The sequence below is a fragment of the Dyella choica genome, assembly GCF_003977665.1.
GTDB classification, from domain to species: domain Bacteria; phylum Pseudomonadota; class Gammaproteobacteria; order Xanthomonadales; family Rhodanobacteraceae; genus Dyella_B; species Dyella_B choica.
This window is the reverse complement of sequence record NZ_RYYV01000006.1, coordinates 167,882-184,458: the sequence shown is the minus strand read 5'-3', so window position 1 is coordinate 184,458 and position 16,577 is coordinate 167,882. Positions and strand designations below refer to the sequence as shown.

Genomic DNA, 16,577 nt, shown 5'->3' with positions numbered 1-16,577 from the left:
GGCGCTCTGCAGTCCCGGCCGTCATTCCCACTTTCGCGGGAATGGCGGCCGGAGAATACAACTATCAACGCCAGTGCCGGCGCATTGAAGCCAGCAGACCATTGTCATGCTCGACATCCTCTACCAAGACGACGCCCTGATTGCGGTCAACAAACCCGCGGGCCTCGCCGTGCACCGCTCGAAAATGGTGGGCAACGCCGACACGTTCGTGATCGACGTTCTGCGTGAACAGGTCGGCGGCACGCTGTACCTGGCGCATCGCCTCGACCGCGCCACCAGCGGCGTACTGCTGGTCGCCCGCTCCACCGAGATGGCCGCCGCCCTGGGCGAGCAGTTCATGGGCCGCGACGTGCACAAGCAGTATCTGACGGTGGTACGGGGATGGCCTGAACCGCTGGAAGGCGTGGTCGACTACCCCCTGCCGGGCTCACGCGAAACCGGCCCGCGCCGCGAAGCACGCACCAACTATCGCCGCCTGGCCACGGTGGAGGTGCCGATTGCGCTGGGCCGTTATCCGCAGCAGCGCTATGCGCTGGTGCTGGCGGAACCGCAAACCGGCCGGTTCCGTCAAATCCGCAAGCACCTGGCACATATCCATCACCCGGTGATCGGCGACTGCCAGCACGGGCGCAGCGATCACAACCGTCTGTACAAGCAATATTTCAGCTGCCATCGCATGTTGCTGCATGCCTGGCGACTCAGCTTCCGGCATCCGCTCGACGGCCGGCCGATGCTGTTGGAGGCGCCACTCGATGCCAGTTTCCAGGCTTTGCTGGAACGCTTCGGCTGGGTGCTCCCGCCCGGCGAAGCGATAAGCGTCATGCCGACCAGCTAAACTGGCGGCATGTTGCAGTTAAGCCGATCCATCAGCCTGCCGGAATCCGAGCTGGTCGAGCGCTTCATGCGCGCCGACGGCCCTGGCGGCCAGCACGTCAATCGCACCGAAAGCGCGGTGGAACTGCGCTTCGATGTGCTGCACTCCCCTTCCCTGCCGGAAGATGTGCGCTCGCGCCTGCTCGCCCGCCGCGACCGGCGCATGACCGACGAAGGCGTGCTGGTGATCCAGGCGCGCCGCTTCCGCGACCAGGGCCGCAACCGAGAGGATGCGCGCGAACGCCTGGTGGAAATCCTGCGCGCCGCGCTGGTCGCGCCCAAGAAACGCATTGCGACCAAACCCAGCCGAGCCTCCCAGCAGCGCCGCCTGGAAGGCAAGCAGCAGCGCGCCAAAATCAAGCAAGGCCGGTCACGTTCCTGGAGCCACGAGTGAGCGACCCCATCCTGCCGGCGGTGCCGCCGCAAGCCCCCCGGCTCAACAGCCGCTTCTGGCCCTGGCTGATGCGCGCCTTGTTGCGCCTTTCCGGTTGGCGCCTGCTTGGCCAGTTGCCCGACCAACCGAAATTGATTCTGATCGGCGCACCGCATTCGTCCTATTGGGACGGTGTGTGGGGCTTGATGATGAAGATCGGGCTGGGCGTCAACATCAACATCATGATCAAGCGCGAAGTGCTGGAAGGGCCGCTGGGGGTGATCCTGCGACCGATCGGCATGATCGCAATCAATCGCAAGGCCGCTTTGAACGTGGTCGGCCAAATGGTAAAGCGCTTCAACGAACGGGAACGCATGTGGCTGGGCATTACGCCCGAAGGCACGCGCAAGCACGTCATGCACTGGAAATCCGGCTTCCTGCGCATCGCGCACGAGGCAAACGTGCCGATCCAGCCGATCTTCATCGACTATCCCAGCAAGACGTTTACGCTAGGTCCGCTGGTCTGGACCAGCGATGATCCCGACGCGGACATGCTGGCGATACGTGCGCTGTTCCGGCCGTATCGCGGCAAGCACCGCAACACCGAAACAGCGTAAAAAGAGGCACTAAGTGGACTCGTTCGGTATCCAGCATTACGAAGCCTTTCTGCTCGCCAGCATCGCGCTCAACCTCACTCCAGGGCTCGATACGTTTTACATTCTTACCCGTAGCGGTCGCGAGGGGCATACCGTCGGCATGGCGGCAGCGCTGGGTATCAATGCCGGCTGCATCGTCCACACGCTGGCTGCCGTGCTGGGAATCTCTGCAATCCTGATGACTTCGGCGCTCGCCTTCAGCGTGCTGAAGTACCTTGGCGCAGCGTATCTGGCGTGGATCGGCTTGCGCATGCTGCTGTCGAAGGGAAGCACGCGGCAGCCAACGCAAACTCGTGGAAAAGGACTCGGCGCCGCTTTCCGCCAGGGCATGCTGACCAATGTCCTCAACCCCAAGGTGGCGCTGTTCTTTCTGGCCTTCCTGCCGCAGTTCGTCTCCATGCATGCCGCCCATCCACAGCTTGGCCTGTTGCTGCTGGGATTGAGCTTTATCGGCACCGGACTGGCCTGGTCGACCGTGCTGGCTTTGATGGGCGGGCGCATCAACCGGCTGCTGACCACGCGGCCGCGATTCGGGCAAGGGATGGATCGCCTGTGCGGAACGGTGTTGCTGGCGTTTGGCGTGAAGCTCGCGCTGCAGCAGCGCAGCTGATCCGCATTTTCATAGGCCGGGATTTCATCCCAGCCTATGTGGCTCACGACTGTCCTGATAGCCCCGGCTATTTCGCCTCTTCGGCCAACCCAGTCGGTCCGCCCACGGCCTGTTGGTAATTGTGCTGCAGGTACTCTTGGGAAACCGTAGCAATACGCTCGAGCATGCCTACGTCACTTCCCCCTAAGCTGTACGCCCCGCCCATGGCAGCGGCACGCTGAAAGAACTCCGCGTCGGCCACGACCTTTCCGGTCGAGACATCGACCAGTCGCAGCTTCATCACGACCGCCGAACTTCCCGCGAACGCTCCGCCCATGATGCGGGCGCCGGTACTGACGAACTTCAACTGCGTTACCACGGGCTCGATCTGCAAGGTGCGCCCATCGGCGCCCTGGGATTCCCAGCCGGAGATCATCGGCTGCAGCTTGTTTTGCAGATTACCTTGGATTTTCTGCAGCGCCTCGGTGTCTCCCTTCGCATCCCCGGAAGCTGTCAAGGGAAGCAGCTTGAAGTGTTGAAAGTTCGCGAGCCGCTCCGTCGGCGGAGGGTTCTGGCTTACGTCTGGCTTGATGTTGGTCACGCACGCAGTAAGAGCCGTCGTCATACCCAACAGCAGAAGATACCTTTTCATCATGTCCCCTATGGTTTGGATCCATCACAAAGCTTCGCGGACACCGTGAGTGCGGGTCTGCGGGATACAGTCTATCGGCGCGGAGCATGCCGCGTCTCGTCCCGACCCCGATGCTTCATCACGCCTTTGAATCAGGCTACCGGTATCGATCGACCGTCATTGGCAATTTTCTTTTCTTTCGTTGTCGGACAAGCCGATGATGAGCCAGCGGTTGTCGACGTAGCCAAGCGTTATGACGTCTGTGCCGCAATGATCCACGCGGCCGTCGATCGTGAACTTGTAGGGCGCCCAGACCACCACAAGATCATTATCCGATTGCACGATGGGATGATAAATGTGTTCGGCAATAGCGCTGCCGTGATGGGCCGCAACGGCATCTGCCAGGCTATCGATGCTTCTTCGGCGCAACTGGCCCTGATGCATGCTGATGACCTCGACATTCGGCGCAACCACGGCGAGCATGCCAGGCTTGTCCTGTCGCCCAAGCGCATCAAAAAAATCGTGCACCGCCTGCATCGGCCGGGTCAATAGCTCAGCGGCGTGACAGGGGGCCAATGAGCCCAGCATCAGCGCGCTTGCGAAGACGGACTTGCGAAGGTTCATGAAGGACATCCCTCTATGGCTGTACCGGCCATCGTGGCTGCCAACCCGTTGCATCGCCAGTGCAGAAAGGCCATGGACGTCAGCGCTCCGAATGCCCCGACTCGTCGTAATCGCGATGCGTCAGCAGCCCAGGCCGTATCAGGTCGATGAAGGCCTGCGCCTCCTTGCTCAGGAATTTGCCCTTGCGCATCACCACGCCGTAGCTGCGCTGGGGAAAGTACTGGCGCATGTTGCGTACCGCCAGCCGCTGGCGATCCGCATCGGTGATGCAAATGCTCGTGACGATGGAGATGCCCATGCCCATCGCCACGTACTCCTTGATCACTTCCCAACCGCCGACTTCGATGGCGACGTGATAAGGCACCTGCCGTTGCTGGAACACCAGATCCACCATACGGTAGGTGGAAAGGCGCTGGGGCGGCAGGATCAGGCCATACGGCGAGAGATCCTCCAACTGCACGTTCTGTTGTCGCGCCAGCGGGTGGTCCAGCGGCGTGATCAGCAGGGGGTCGTAGTGGTAGACCGGCGCCCACGCGAGGTCATTGGGTACGTCCAGCAGCGAACCCACCGCAAAATCCGCCTCATCCGCCCGCAGTAGTGCCAGGCCATCCTTGCCGGTCACGTTGGCGAGCTGCAATTGCACGCCGGGATAGCGCTCACGGTACAGCCGCACCAGGCCCGGCAGCAGATATTGGATGGTGGAGCTGCCGGCCGCGACGGTCAGCTTGCCCGAGTGCATGCCTTTCACCTTCGCCTGGAACTGGCGATCGAGGTTTTCCCAGCCCTCCACCAGCGGACGGGCCAGTTCGTACAGCGCTTCGCCCGCATCGGTGAGATTGATGCGGCGGCGGCTGCGATGCAGCAGTTCCACCCCCAGCTCCCGCTCCAGCGCCTGCAACTGCAGGCTGACCGAGGGCTGGGACAGATACAGCGCCTCGGCGGCGCGACTGAGCGTACCCAGCTTCACCGTGGCGACGAAAGCGCGCATCTGTTTGAGGCGGTTGCCCTTGTAGTAGTACCGGCCTCCGTCCGCTTGAGGGGCAACAAGCTTGCGCCTTGGCGCGCGCTTCACGCTGCCGGATGGTAGCTTTTTGGTCATGTTCGACCTCCAGGCAGACCCTTTGATAGTATATTTTTCAATATGTTAGTAACTGTATTGCTTTTTTTAATATCTAGGATTGAAACATTTGCTTTGTCAAATCTAACTCTACTGGCCTAGCGTTTCCACCGAACCCGAGCAACCCACGGTGGAGAAGCAAGCCATGGCAGTACCCAGCGAAAAACTCGTCAGCCGGCCGATCGAAATTCATGCAGACACCACCGGTTACGAGGATGTCCTTACCCCCGAGGCCCTGGCCTTCCTGGCCCGCCTGCACCGCTTCGCCGAACCGCGGCGTCGCCAGCTGCTGGAGGCTCGGCGCCAGCGCCAGGTTTGCTACGACGCCGGGGTATTGCCGGATTTCCGGGCCGACACCCAGGCGATCCGCGAGGGCGACTGGACCGTAGCCCCGATTCCCGCCGCCCTCGAGGACCGGCGAGTGGAGATCACCGGCCCGGTCGAACGCAAGATGATCATCAACGCGCTGAACTCGGGCGCGAAAGTGTTCATGGCCGACTTCGAAGACTCCTCCGCCCCCAGCTTCGCCAATCAACTGGATGGCCAGGTCAACCTGCGCGACGCGGTCAACGGCACGCTGGAATATCGCGCGCCCGAGGGCAAGCTCTATCGCGTCGGCCCCCATCCGGCGGTGCTGGTGGTACGCCCGCGCGGCTGGCATCTGCCGGAACGGCATATCACGGTGTACGGCGAACCCATCGCCGGTGCGCTGGTCGACTTCGGTCTGTTCGCCTATCACAACGCCCGCGCACTGCTGGCGCAGGATCGCGGCCCGTACTTCTACCTGCCCAAGCTCGAAGCCATGGAGGAAGCTGCGCTATGGGATGAAGTGATGGCGCTGGCCGAGGACGAGTTGGGCCTGGCCTACGGCAGCATGAAAGCCACCGTGCTGATCGAAACGCTGCCGGCGGTATTCCAGATGCACGAGATCCTGCATGCCCTGCGCGAGCGCGTGGTCGGCCTCAATTGCGGGCGTTGGGACTACATCTTTTCCTACCTGAAGACCTTCCGCCGCCATCGCGACCGGCTGCTGCCGGACCGCGGCCAGGTGGTGATGACGGTGCCGTTCCTGAAGGCGTATTCGGAGCTGCTGATCCAGACCTGCCATCGCCGCGGCGCGTTCGCCATGGGCGGCATGGCAGCACAGATTCCGATCAAGAACGACGAGGACGCCAACGACCAGGCGATGGACAAGGTGCGCGCCGACAAGCTGCGCGAAGTGCAGGCCGGCCACGACGGCACCTGGGTGGCGCATCCGGCGCTGGTACCGGTGGCGATGGAGATCTTCGATCGCCACATGCCCACGCCGAACCAGCTGCAGCTCAAGCGCGACGACGTGAAAGCGGACCGCGACACGCTGATCGCACCTTGCGGCGGCACCATCACCCGCGCCGGCTTCGACAACAACGTGGAAGTGGCGCTGCGCTACACCGCCGCCTGGCTGGAAGGGCTCGGCTGCGTGCCGATCCACAATCTGATGGAGGATGCAGCCACCGCTGAAATTGCCCGCTCGCAGCTGTGGCAGTGGCTGCATCACGGCGACCTGGTATTTACCGACCATGCGCCCATCGATTTGGCGTTGTTCGATCACGCGCTCGCCACACACACCCATCGCCTGCAAGGCAGCACGCTGCCCGGCGCGCGCCGCGCCACCGATGCGGCCCGCCTGCTTGCCGAACTCACGCACGCCGACGAACTCGGCAGCTTCCTCACCCTTCCCGCTTACGAACAGCTCGCCTGATCGCGCGCAAAATATAACGGAGCACGCAGCATGAAAACCCAATTGCCGACCGCCGAACAAATTGCGCTCGACTGGCAAAACAATTCACGCTGGAGCGGCATCCAGCGCAGCTACACCGCCGAAGACGTCGTGCGCTTGCGCGGCACGGTAGCTATCGAACATTCCCTGGCGCGCCGCGGTGCGGAGCGCCTATGGAAATCGTTGCACAAGGAGCCGTTCGTCAATGCGCTGGGCGCGCTGACCGGCAACCAGGCAATGCAGCAGGTGAAAGCCGGCCTGCAAGCGATCTACCTGAGCGGCTGGCAAGTCGCCGCCGACGCCAATGTGGCCGGCGAGATGTATCCCGACCAGTCGCTCTATCCCGCCAACTCGGTACCGCTGGTGGTCAAGCGCATCAACAACACCCTGCTGCGCGCCGATCAGCTGCATCATGCCGAAGGCAAGGACGACATCGACTGGATGGCGCCGATCGTGGCGGATGCGGAAGCCGGCTTCGGCGGCGTGCTCAACGCCTTCGAGCTGATGAAGGCGATGATCGAGGCCGGCGCCGCCGGCGTGCATTTCGAGGATCAGCTCGCCTCGGTGAAAAAGTGCGGTCACATGGGCGGCAAGGTCCTGGTGCCTACCCGCGAAGCGGTGGAGAAATTGAACGCCGCGCGCCTCGCTGCCGACGTGCTCGGCGTGCCGACCCTGCTGGTCGCGCGCACCGATGCGGATGCCGCCGACCTGCTCACCTCCGACATCGACGACAACGACAGACCATTCACCACCGGCGAGCGCACGGTGGAAGGCTTCTTCCGCGTGCGTCCGGGCCTGGAGCAGGCGATCAGCCGCGGCCTCGCCTACGCGCCGTATGCCGATCTGGTTTGGTGCGAGACCAGCAAGCCGAACCTGGAGGAGGCGCGGCAGTTCGCCGAGGCGATCCACTCGAAATTCCCGGGCAAGTTGCTCGCCTATAACTGCTCGCCAAGTTTCAACTGGAAGCGCAACCTGGACGACGCCACCATCGCCAAGTTCCAGCGGGAACTCGGCGCGATGGGCTACAAGTTCCAGTTCATCACCCTCGCCGGCTTCCACAGCCTGAACTACGGCATGTTCGAGCTGGCGCAGGGCTACGCACGCCGGCAGATGAGTGCCTTCGTGGAATTGCAGGAGAAGGAATTCTCAGCGGCAGAACTTGGCTTCAGCGCGGTGAAGCACCAACGCGAAGTGGGCACCGGTTACTTCGATGCGGTGACGCAGGCGATTCAGCAGGGCAATTCGTCGACGGTAGCGCTGAAGGGCTCCACCGAGGAGGCCCAGTTCCATCGCGCATCAGCGGCGTGATCCGCAATGGGGCTGTGCCGGCCATGTTGCGCTATCGGAAGAGGCCGCATTTCGGGCATGCGAGAATAAGACTTCCCGGGATGAAAGTCTGGGTGTGTCCGCTTCCGAAGCGGACACCTCGGGGAACTCCTGCCGAAAGCATGGCGCATCACTTGTCACGTTGTATGGGCAAATCGATGTGGCTGGTGGTCAGCCAGCGAATCACCAGTGGTTTGGCCGCATCGGCGGCGCTTTCATCGCTGACGTCCTTGCCGCTGCCATAGTTGATCTGGCGACCGCTTTCCTTGATGACGCGCAAGACCATGACCAAACGGCTGGCGGGTTGAAGCACGCGGCTCATCGGATGGTTTCCGTTGACGGCCAGGTGTTGTTCGCGGCCAGGAACAAGCAGGTTGCGCCGGGTGGGGTCCGCCGCATAGCTGGCGCGGGTCCAGTAGGGGCTGAGCTGCACGTAACGACCTTGCGGGGTGAGTTCGTACAGATCGATCGCCAAGTCGAAATCCTTCTTGTTGGCCATGAAGTCGAGTCGGCCGGAGAACAGGCCGCTCACCTCAGTGGGCTTTTCGAGGGGCTGACTGACGAAGGACAGGCCGTTGGCGGTGTCGATGGAGGTATCCACCACGCCGCCGCCGACGGGAGCATGGTTGGCGTCGCTTCGATCGGCCAGGTTGACGATGAGCGGGATGCTCGCGGTCTTTCCCGTGGGCGCCGTCTCGCTGAGCACGGTCTTGTTGTTATCGGCAGGGTTGCCGACGAGATAGAAGCGCCGCGTTGTATCGCTCATGGTGGCAAGGGACGGCGCATGCTTCCAGATGTTCGCGCCGGTCACCTCGTAGTTGACCTTGTCCGCAAGCATGGCTGGCTTGGGGGCGCGTTTGAAAACATAGTCGAACCATTGGTAGCGCAGGTCGTACATATCCAGCTGCGCCACGGGATCGATGGACAAGCCGGCGAGCGTGTCGATCAGGTTGCCGCGATCGTCAAGGACCCCGTACTGCACGCTTAGGTGGTGATAGGGGCCCATCACCAGATAGTGCTCGGACGTCGGCGCGTATTTCTCCAATTGTTGGAAATAGTAGATCGCGGCGCCTGGGCCACCGTAGTAGTAACCGGCCATCAGCAACACGGGAATGGTGACGCGCGAGAATTCCGTCTGGTACGGAATCATGGCTTGCCAATAGGCGTCGTAGGACGGGTGGGAGATCCATTCGCTGAACGTGGGGTTGGGTGTTCCGTCAATCTTTTCGAGGTCGCGATACGCGCGGCCACTGGCGTACCAGGCCTGGTCCAGTTTTTGCCAGCGTTGTGTGTCGCCGTAGGTGGCCGTGTCGTTGAATTTCCCGTCGAGCGTGAAGAAGGGCCAGGCGTAGACGAAGTTCCAGAACACGTTGCCTTCCATCGGGACGTCGATACCGGGAGCGACAGGGGTGCTGGGCATGATCGCCTTCAAAGCCTTGGGCATGCGCTTGGCAGCAGCCCACTGCGTGAAGCCGTCGTAACTGCCGCCGTACATGCCCACGCGACCATCGCTCCAGGCTTGCTTGCCGATCCAGTCGATCAGGGCGCTGGCATCGTCCGCATCGTTCCGATACGCGGAAGGCTTGTCCGGGCTGCATACCTTGCCGCGAGTGAAGCCGAGCACGCCGACATAGTTCTTCGCCGCCGAAAGGCGTGCCCTGGCATGGATGACCTGGGGCGAGGCGGCGTAGATGGTGAATTCGAGCAGCGTCGGCAGTGGCGCGGCCTGCTTGGGGCGCATCACGTAGGCGCAGACGCTGCTGCCGTTGGCTTCTTTGACCAGGATGTTGTCCTGCCTGATGTATCGGCGTGCATCGTCTTGCTCGATGTGGGGCGTAGCGAGCCGTGATGCCTGGCCGAAAACCGTGGCGGCCAGATAGTCGCTGGCCAGGCGGATGGCATCGGCCAGATCCAGTTGAGACCGCCCCTTGGCGGCGTCGAGGTCGGCCTGAAACCTCGCGTGGAGTTCCGTCGGGCTGGTTTCGGCGTACGCGCGTGCCACTTCTGCGGCTGGCCAGTCCGCCAGCTTACCGATGTGCTGGCGAAATGCCTCGCCGTACGCTTCCACCTCATCGACGTGGCCCGAAGCCCCTTTGATGCGGGTGTCGGCGTAGATCTCATAGGGCACGGTGACCCATGACGCGCGCGTGGGAATCACCTCCTGATGACGCAGCCGCTCGCGCAGGGCCGCCATGGTTTGCAGTGCCTGGCCGTATTGGCCGGCAACCAGTTCGAGCCGGTAGCGGTGTTCGAGGTTGGCAGGGCTGGGGTCGGCCGGAAGATCGTGAAGCACGCGAGCGGCCAGGTCCGACACGTCCTTCTGCGAAGCGACCGTTTCCGATGCCTGCTGCCCCGTCCATGCATAGGTCTGCGCAAACGACAGCGACGGCGCTGCAAGAGCGAGAGGCCACAGGACTTTGAGCAGCCGATGCGGCCATCGCTTGCGTTCCCGGCAAGCTGCGCGGGTGGGTAGCAGCACCGTGGCGACGCGGGCATTCCCGCTGGCGGTAGACGGCAAGGAACAGGCACGCACGTTCATGGAATGATTCTCCCCCAGATAGTTGCCAGGCCCCGGCTAATGGCCGGGTCCGGTGTCCGATGTCGGGGGAATGATTCCGGGCGGCGAAGAGAATCGGTCAGAAAATCGGCAAATGGACAGCCCGTATCGGCGAACGGTCAAATGACGCGGTCTCGCAGCAACCGGGCTCCCGCTCGGCTGGTCGAAATCGTCTGTCCGGTTTCCATATGCAGAAGCAGTCGGCCACCTCCGGCGGGTTCGGCCCGGGCGATGCGATGGATGTTGACGATCCACGAGCGGTGGACCCGGGCGTACCTGGCCGGGTCCAGCGACTTGGTGAAATCTGTAAGCGTCATGCGCACGAGGTGCTTGCCGGAAAGAGTCCATACCTCGGCATAGTCGTCCGCCCCCCCGATGCTCACCACGGTATCCATGTCGATCGGCCGCAGTTCGTCGCCGATCCGGACGAAGTAACGGGACCGCTCCGAATCGCCCCGGGCTGCCTCGGGCTCCTTCGCAGGTTCCTCCTGGGAACGCTGCGACAGGAGGGCTGCCCGGCCTGGTTCCTGCCGGTGTCCGGCGGAAGGGAGCGATCGATGCGCCTGGATGACCGGCCCGATCGGCACAGGCGCTGGCGCCGCCGTGCTGGAGAGATGGTATTGGGCCTGCAGGTATGACATCGCTGAGATGAGCGCGTACGTCGTCACATTCTCCAGGGTCTGCCAGGCCGCTGCGCTCATCGAAAGCGGTTTCACCAGAAAGCCCGCCAGCGCGGCGCCGTTGAACAAGCCAAGAAGAACGATCAGCAGCCCATAGGAAAGGACGGCGAACGTGGCGCACAGCGGAAGGTGGGCAAGCAATTGCGTGGCAGCGGGCTTCCCGACGAAGTGCTTCTGAATCACGCGACGCACCACGGCCCCGAATATCGCGACGGGAATGGCGTTGGCGGCACCGCCAATCAGGCTGTCGACCGGGCTCAGGTGCATGGCCAGCCTCATCGTCACCGAATAAGCCACGAAGACGCCGACCACCGCCAACAGATCGAAGTACCGCTGCTTCATTCGCTTTCCCGGCGTTGATCCCGAAACCCGGCGTGAAGCGTGCAGGCTAATGGGCGTTGCTTCAAGCCTTGCCGCCCGCTTTGGCGGAAGGCTCGACCCATCGGAACTGCTGACGGGAGCCGCCATGGTCTGGCCATGCTTTGGATCGCTTGGGCGTCCTAGGCCCTGCCTGGATGCAAGGAATCCGCTCGAAAGATCCTTAGCCTGCGCAGTTGGATGGGTTGCCGGTGGCGGCTAAGGATCAATGCCTGCTTCCTGAAGTGGACATTACAGAATGTCTGGTTCTTGGCTTGCCAGGAAAAAGCTATCGCTTGTCGGCTACCGCAGCAGTAGCGTCACTTCTGATCTGCCCAATGAGAGCTGTCGTCTCCCGGATGACGACATCAGGTCGATCGTAATGAATGTAGTGACCGCTCCCTGCCGCGACGACACGACGGCTACGCGGGGAGAGCTTGAGGTATGCCGCCTGTTCGTTGCCGTGAGCAGCGGCATACTGCTGCCAGTCCTTGGTCGTGATGCGCCCTGAGAGAAAAGTGGGTATCGGCCGCGTCGTGTCTTGCGAGAGAATCAGCAGCGGCATGTTTCCGAAAGACTTGATGCCAGCTCCTTCTCTGCGTGAATCGCCCAGTGCGCGGTCCTCACGGACATAGGCGTCCAATTGCGGATAATCACACGCGCTGGCCTTGATCCATCCGGCATAGGCCTCCATCCCCGCGGGGATGGCGTCGCACTGGCCGATTAATCGCGCAACACCCAGCGCCACGGTGGCTTTGATCCATGCGAACTCTGCATCACTGTGACTATCCAATGCCACGCTGAAGGGCGGTTCCGGCAAAGGATTAGGTGTGTAAGCATCTACGAGTACCAGGCCCGCTACGCTCTTGATGTATCTGGATGCGTATACCTGCGCATAAAGTCCGCCCGCCGAGTGCCCCACGAGCACGACGGGTGCGGTGATATCGGCATGCATGAGCAGCGCATGCAATTGATCGGCAATATGAATTGCATCGCGCTCCCCTAGCTGTGCGTCGCTCCAGCCAAAACCCGCACGGTCGTAGGAGCAGGTGCGGGCGACACGTGAAAGTGCCGGCTGTACCTTCCCCCACACGGTGAAATCCTCGCCATGCCCGGCTTCCAGCACGACGGTGGGCGCGCCCATGCCGGTACAGTACAAGTGCATGGCGTGACCACTGACGTAATAGATATGGCCGGGCGGCGGATTGGCTTGGCGATCGTGACGGATGGCGAGAAAGTTCCACGCGGCGCCCGCGATGCCCAATACAACCAGCAAGATGCCCAAGCCGATACTCATCCGACTTACGACACGCCACACGTTACGCCCGTTTGATCGACGCTGCCCCATACGATACCCATGCCCCTGAATGTGATCGCCATGCCCTGATGGGCCTCGTTGACGACTATAGGCAGTGCTTTGGGTCGGGCATCCGAGATCCGCGACGAACCGGTAGATGGATGCGGCGAGCCGTTATCCGCCCGGCTTTTTCATCGAACCATGCCCTTCAAGCGCCAAACGCAGCGCGGCGCCGTACGTCCGGCTGGCGCGCAGCGGCGTGCCGTCGCGCAGACGCAGCATGCAGTCCTTATTGGGCAGCGCGCGGATTTCCGCAATCCTGTCCACGCAGACGAGCGCCGAGCGATGCACGCGGACGAACCTGGAAGGGTCCAGCCGCGCAGCAAGTCGATGCAGTGGTTCCCGCATCAGGTATTCGCGCTCATCCGCGTGCAAAGTCACGTAGTCACCGGCCGCCTCGATCCAGTCCACCTGGTCGGCCGGTACGATGGCCACGCGATGTCCAATACGGACCGCAAAGCGCGTCGCATAGCGAGAACGGCCCGGCAGTGCGTCCAACAATCCATCCATGCGCTCGCCGTGCGACCTTGGCTGTCGACTGGCATGCGCTTGGCGAGCGCGCTCCACGGCCTCCGAAAATCGGTCGTCGTCGATGGGCTTGAGCAGATAGTCGAGCGCATGGACTTCAAACGCCTGCAAGGCGAATCGATCATAAGCGGTGAGGAAGATCGTAAAAGGCCGCTCCAACGGCGAGAGCAAGCGCAAGACTTCCAGGCCGCTCATGCCGGGCATCTGTACGTCCATGAAGACGAGATCTGGCATGTTGGCGGCAAGGGTGGTCAGGGCCGCTTCGCCGTCTTCGGCCTCACCTATCAGTTCGATATCCTGGTGCTTGCTCAGCCTGAGAGCGACGCCACGACGCGCCAACGGTTCATCATCCACGATCAGGACACGCATGGTCATGCGAGCAACGCTCGATCGGAATCGCTTGCCACGCTCATGGGCTTGAAGGGCAATTCGATGAGTACCAGGCAATCGCCGTCATCGGTCACCCGCATGGATAGCCGATGATCGTCCGCATACAGCCGCTGCAATCGTTCACGCACATTGCGCATGCCGATCGATGCCGGCTCCGTCCATCCCGTGGGCAAGTTGGCTGTAGGATGTGCGTTGCCTTCATTGAAAATTCGTATGTTCAGGCGACCATCCGCCACCGTTGCCGCCATATCAACCCTGCCGCCCTGACGCCGACGGGCGATGCCGTGGCGGATAGCGTTTTCCACCAGCGGCTGAAGCAGCAAATAGGGCACGGCAGCCCGCATCGCTTCGGGGCCTATGCGCAGGGATATCGCCAAACGGTCACCAAAGCGGACTTTCTCGATGTCGAGATAGTGCTCCGTGAGGGAAAGCTCATCGGCCAGAGCAACTTCATGCGCTTTATCGTCGTCCAGCGTGGCGCGCAAAAAATCCCCGAGCCGCGCGAGCATGCGCGTGGCATCGTTGGTGCGCCGATCCACTACCAGCGTGGAAATCGCATTTAGCGTATTGAATAGAAAATGCGGATTGAGCTGATAGCGCAAGGCGCGCAACTCCGCTTCTTTGCGCAAGGCGGCCGCTTCAAGGGCGCGACGGGATTCCTGTTGCGTCGCCAGGTAGTAACCGATACCCAAGTCCATGGCGCAGAACACCATCAACAGAAACCAGATGCTCTGCATGCCGGTAAGTACGTAGCTCCACTGGAAAGGCGGCTTGAACTCGCCCACGTGCAAGCCAAACGCGTATCCAAGCATGGTTGCGGCAAAGGCGAGCACCAGCGTTGCCGCGGCAAGCAGCGGAACGCTTTTTTCCAAACCCAGCTGCCGTAGCCACGGCAGCCGAAGTACAACCTTAAGAGGCAGGGCCGCCGAAGAATAGAACAGCAATACAAATGCGTGAAACCACAATTCGCGAGCCGGTGCGCCAATCACCGCCAATGCGCTGATCCCATTGGCGAGGATGCAAGGCCCCCATCCGACAAGCAAGGTCATTGGCAACGAAAGAGGGGTGCTTCTAACCAGGTTGCGCATGCAAACACAGTCTCAAACATTTGCCTCCGGCCAAATGCTAACCTGCAATCAGCTGGCGATGTTCACCTGCGGGGCGAGGGAGCCGATTCGCGCGCGAATTTGCAAGCTACTCGGACAGCAGCGACAGGCGCCGATACTGCAATGCCTCGGCCAGGTGATGCTTGTCCAGCGCGGCGGCGCCGTTGTCCAGATCGGCAATCGTCCTCGCCACACGCAACGTGCGGTGATACGCGCGCGCGGAAAGGCCGAGCTTTTCCAGCGCCGCGTCGAACCATTTACGCTCCGCCGGCCCCAAGGCGCAGTCGCGCTCCAGCTCGCGATTGCTGATCTCCGCGTTCGGCTGGCCAGCCCGCGCCAGGGCATGATTGCGCGCACGCATGACTCGCTGGCGCACCGTGGCCGAATCCTCGTCACGCGTACTGCGCTGCGCGCTCAATTCGCTCAGGGGCACCGCAGGCACTTCGACGCACAAATCGATGCGGTCAAGCAGCGGACCGGAAATACGCGAACGGTAGCGCTGAATCTGATCGGGTGTGCAACGGCAACGCTGACTGCTTTCGCCCGCATAGCCGCAGGGACAGGGATTCATCGCGGCGACCAGCTGGAACTGCGCGGGAAACCTGAGCTGCCTCGCTGCACGCGAGATCAGGATGTGTCCCGATTCCAGGGGTTCGCGCAGCACCTCCAGGACGTGCCGACTGAACTCGGGCAGCTCGTCCAGAAACAGCACGCCGTTGTGCGCGAGGGAGATCTCGCCGGGCCGCGGCTGCGAACTCCCCCCCACCAGGGCCACCGCCGACGCGGTGTGGTGCGGCGCCCGGAACGGGCGGCGGCGCCAGTGCGCCGGGTCCACCGCCTGGCCGGCCACCGACAGCACGGCGCAGGTTTCCAGCGCCTCCGATTCGCTCAGCGGCGGCATGATGCCAGGCAAGCGCTCGGCCAGCATGGTCTTGCCGGTACCCGGCGGCCCCACCAGCAGCAGGTGATGACCACCGACTGCGGCGATTTCCAAGGCGCGGCGCGCCTGCAATTGGCCACGAACGTCGATGAGATCCGGGCCGGTGTCGTCATCAGGAGTCAGGCTCAGCGCCATCGCCGGCTGCATCAACTCGTGCGAGCCGCGCAGCCAGCCACATACGTCGGAAAGCGTGTCCGCCACGCGCACATCGACTTCGGGAATCAGGGCGGCTTCATCCGCATTCGCACGCGGCACCACCACCCGCCGCCCGCGTGCCCTGGCGCGTAGCAAGGCCGGCAGTACGCCGGAGACGGGGCGCAACTGGCCCGAAAGCGCCAGTTCGCCCAGGAACTCGCAGTCGTCCAGCTTTTCGCGCGGAACCTGGTTGCCGGCAGCAAGGATGCCCAGGGCGATCGCCAGGTCGAAACGACCGCCATCCTTCGGCAACTCGGCCGGAGCGAGGTTCACCGTGACCTTGCGATTGGGGTATTCGAAGGCGGCGCTCTGGATGGCTACGCGCACCCGGTCGCGCGCCTCGCGCACGGCCGCTTCGGGTAGACCCACGATGTGGGTGCTCGGTAGACCGCCGGAAAGATGCACTTCCACCATCACCTGCGGTGCGGCGACTCCTTCCTGTGCACGGCTGAGGGTGACGGCCAGGCTCATAAGGAGGGGCCACCACCCTCGCCTACGGAGTCGCTGATTGATCGGCCC

Annotated in this window: 15 protein-coding genes; 6 read left to right on the top strand and 9 right to left on the bottom strand. The window is 62.7% G+C overall.

Annotation, left to right across the window (positions count from 1 at the left end; all coding sequences use genetic code 11):
- Positions 1-106 precede the first annotated feature (106 nt).
- The 4 genes from EKH80_RS10125 to EKH80_RS10110 are packed head-to-tail and all read left to right on the top strand — an operon-like array spanning position 107 to position 2,512.
- Positions 107-835: a pseudouridine synthase gene (locus EKH80_RS10125; RefSeq protein ID WP_126684628.1), complete on the top strand. Its 729-nt coding sequence runs from the start codon at positions 107-109 to the stop codon at positions 833-835.
- A 9-nt stretch (positions 836-844) separates the two neighbouring features.
- Positions 845-1,267 carry an alternative ribosome rescue aminoacyl-tRNA hydrolase ArfB gene (arfB, locus tag EKH80_RS10120; RefSeq protein ID WP_126684627.1) on the top strand — a complete coding sequence of 141 codons (423 nt, stop codon included), beginning with the start codon at positions 845-847 and terminating at the stop codon, positions 1,265-1,267.
- Positions 1,264-1,863 carry a 1-acyl-sn-glycerol-3-phosphate acyltransferase gene (locus EKH80_RS10115; protein ID WP_126684626.1) on the top strand — a complete coding sequence of 200 codons (600 nt, stop codon included), beginning with the start codon at positions 1,264-1,266 and terminating at the stop codon, positions 1,861-1,863. Before arfB ends, EKH80_RS10115 begins: the two co-directional genes overlap by 4 nt.
- A 13-nt stretch (positions 1,864-1,876) precedes the next feature.
- Complete coding sequence (locus tag EKH80_RS10110) at positions 1,877-2,512, top strand: LysE family translocator (RefSeq protein WP_126684625.1); 636 nt, start codon at positions 1,877-1,879, stop codon at positions 2,510-2,512.
- A 67-nt stretch (positions 2,513-2,579) separates the two neighbouring features.
- Here the strand turns inward: EKH80_RS10110 and EKH80_RS10105 are convergent, their stop codons facing one another.
- The 3 genes from EKH80_RS10105 to EKH80_RS10095 form a co-directional block, all read right to left on the bottom strand.
- Positions 2,580-3,146: a hypothetical protein gene (locus tag EKH80_RS10105; RefSeq protein WP_126684624.1), complete on the bottom strand. Its 567-nt coding sequence runs from the start codon at positions 3,144-3,146 to the stop codon at positions 2,580-2,582.
- Positions 3,147-3,299: 153 nt separating this feature from the next.
- Entirely contained in the window at positions 3,300-3,746 is a 447-nt protein-coding gene (locus EKH80_RS10100) for a nuclear transport factor 2-like protein (RefSeq protein ID WP_126684623.1), read from the bottom strand.
- Between the two features lie 79 nt (positions 3,747-3,825).
- The gene (locus tag EKH80_RS10095) at positions 3,826-4,734 is read right to left on the bottom strand and encodes a LysR family transcriptional regulator (protein WP_230473615.1); all 909 of its coding nucleotides are present in this window, start codon (positions 4,732-4,734) and stop codon (positions 3,826-3,828) included.
- Positions 4,735-5,008: 274 nt separating this feature from the next.
- On the opposite strand from EKH80_RS10095, the gene aceB reads away from it, so the two are divergent.
- Positions 5,009-6,604 carry a malate synthase A gene (gene aceB, locus EKH80_RS10090; protein WP_126684621.1) on the top strand — a complete coding sequence of 532 codons (1,596 nt, stop codon included), beginning with the start codon at positions 5,009-5,011 and terminating at the stop codon, positions 6,602-6,604.
- A gap of 30 nt (positions 6,605-6,634) precedes the next feature.
- Positions 6,635-7,930, top strand: coding sequence for an isocitrate lyase (gene aceA / locus EKH80_RS10085; protein ID WP_126684620.1), 1,296 nt, complete (start codon positions 6,635-6,637; stop codon positions 7,928-7,930).
- A 148-nt stretch (positions 7,931-8,078) separates the two neighbouring features.
- Here the strand turns inward: aceA and EKH80_RS10080 are convergent, their stop codons facing one another.
- The 6 genes from EKH80_RS10080 to EKH80_RS10055 form a co-directional block, all read right to left on the bottom strand.
- Complete coding sequence (locus tag EKH80_RS10080) at positions 8,079-10,487, bottom strand: CocE/NonD family hydrolase (RefSeq protein WP_126684619.1); 2,409 nt, start codon at positions 10,485-10,487, stop codon at positions 8,079-8,081.
- 137 nt (positions 10,488-10,624) lie between these two features.
- Positions 10,625-11,527, bottom strand: coding sequence for a LytR/AlgR family response regulator transcription factor (locus tag EKH80_RS24130; protein WP_230473590.1), 903 nt, complete (start codon positions 11,525-11,527; stop codon positions 10,625-10,627).
- A gap of 304 nt (positions 11,528-11,831) precedes the next feature.
- Entirely contained in the window at positions 11,832-12,827 is a 996-nt protein-coding gene (locus EKH80_RS10070) for an alpha/beta fold hydrolase (protein ID WP_158628803.1), read from the bottom strand.
- Between the two features lie 186 nt (positions 12,828-13,013).
- Positions 13,014-13,802, bottom strand: coding sequence for a LytR/AlgR family response regulator transcription factor (locus EKH80_RS10065; protein WP_126684617.1), 789 nt, complete (start codon positions 13,800-13,802; stop codon positions 13,014-13,016).
- Positions 13,799-14,905: a sensor histidine kinase gene (locus EKH80_RS10060; RefSeq protein WP_126684616.1), complete on the bottom strand. Its 1,107-nt coding sequence runs from the start codon at positions 14,903-14,905 to the stop codon at positions 13,799-13,801. Before EKH80_RS10060 ends, EKH80_RS10065 begins: the two co-directional genes overlap by 4 nt.
- Positions 14,906-15,011: 106 nt before the next feature.
- Positions 15,012-16,529 (bottom strand): YifB family Mg chelatase-like AAA ATPase, encoded by a 1,518-nt coding sequence (locus EKH80_RS10055; RefSeq protein ID WP_126684615.1) that lies wholly within the window; start codon positions 16,527-16,529, stop codon positions 15,012-15,014.
- Positions 16,530-16,577: the final 48 nt, after the last annotated feature.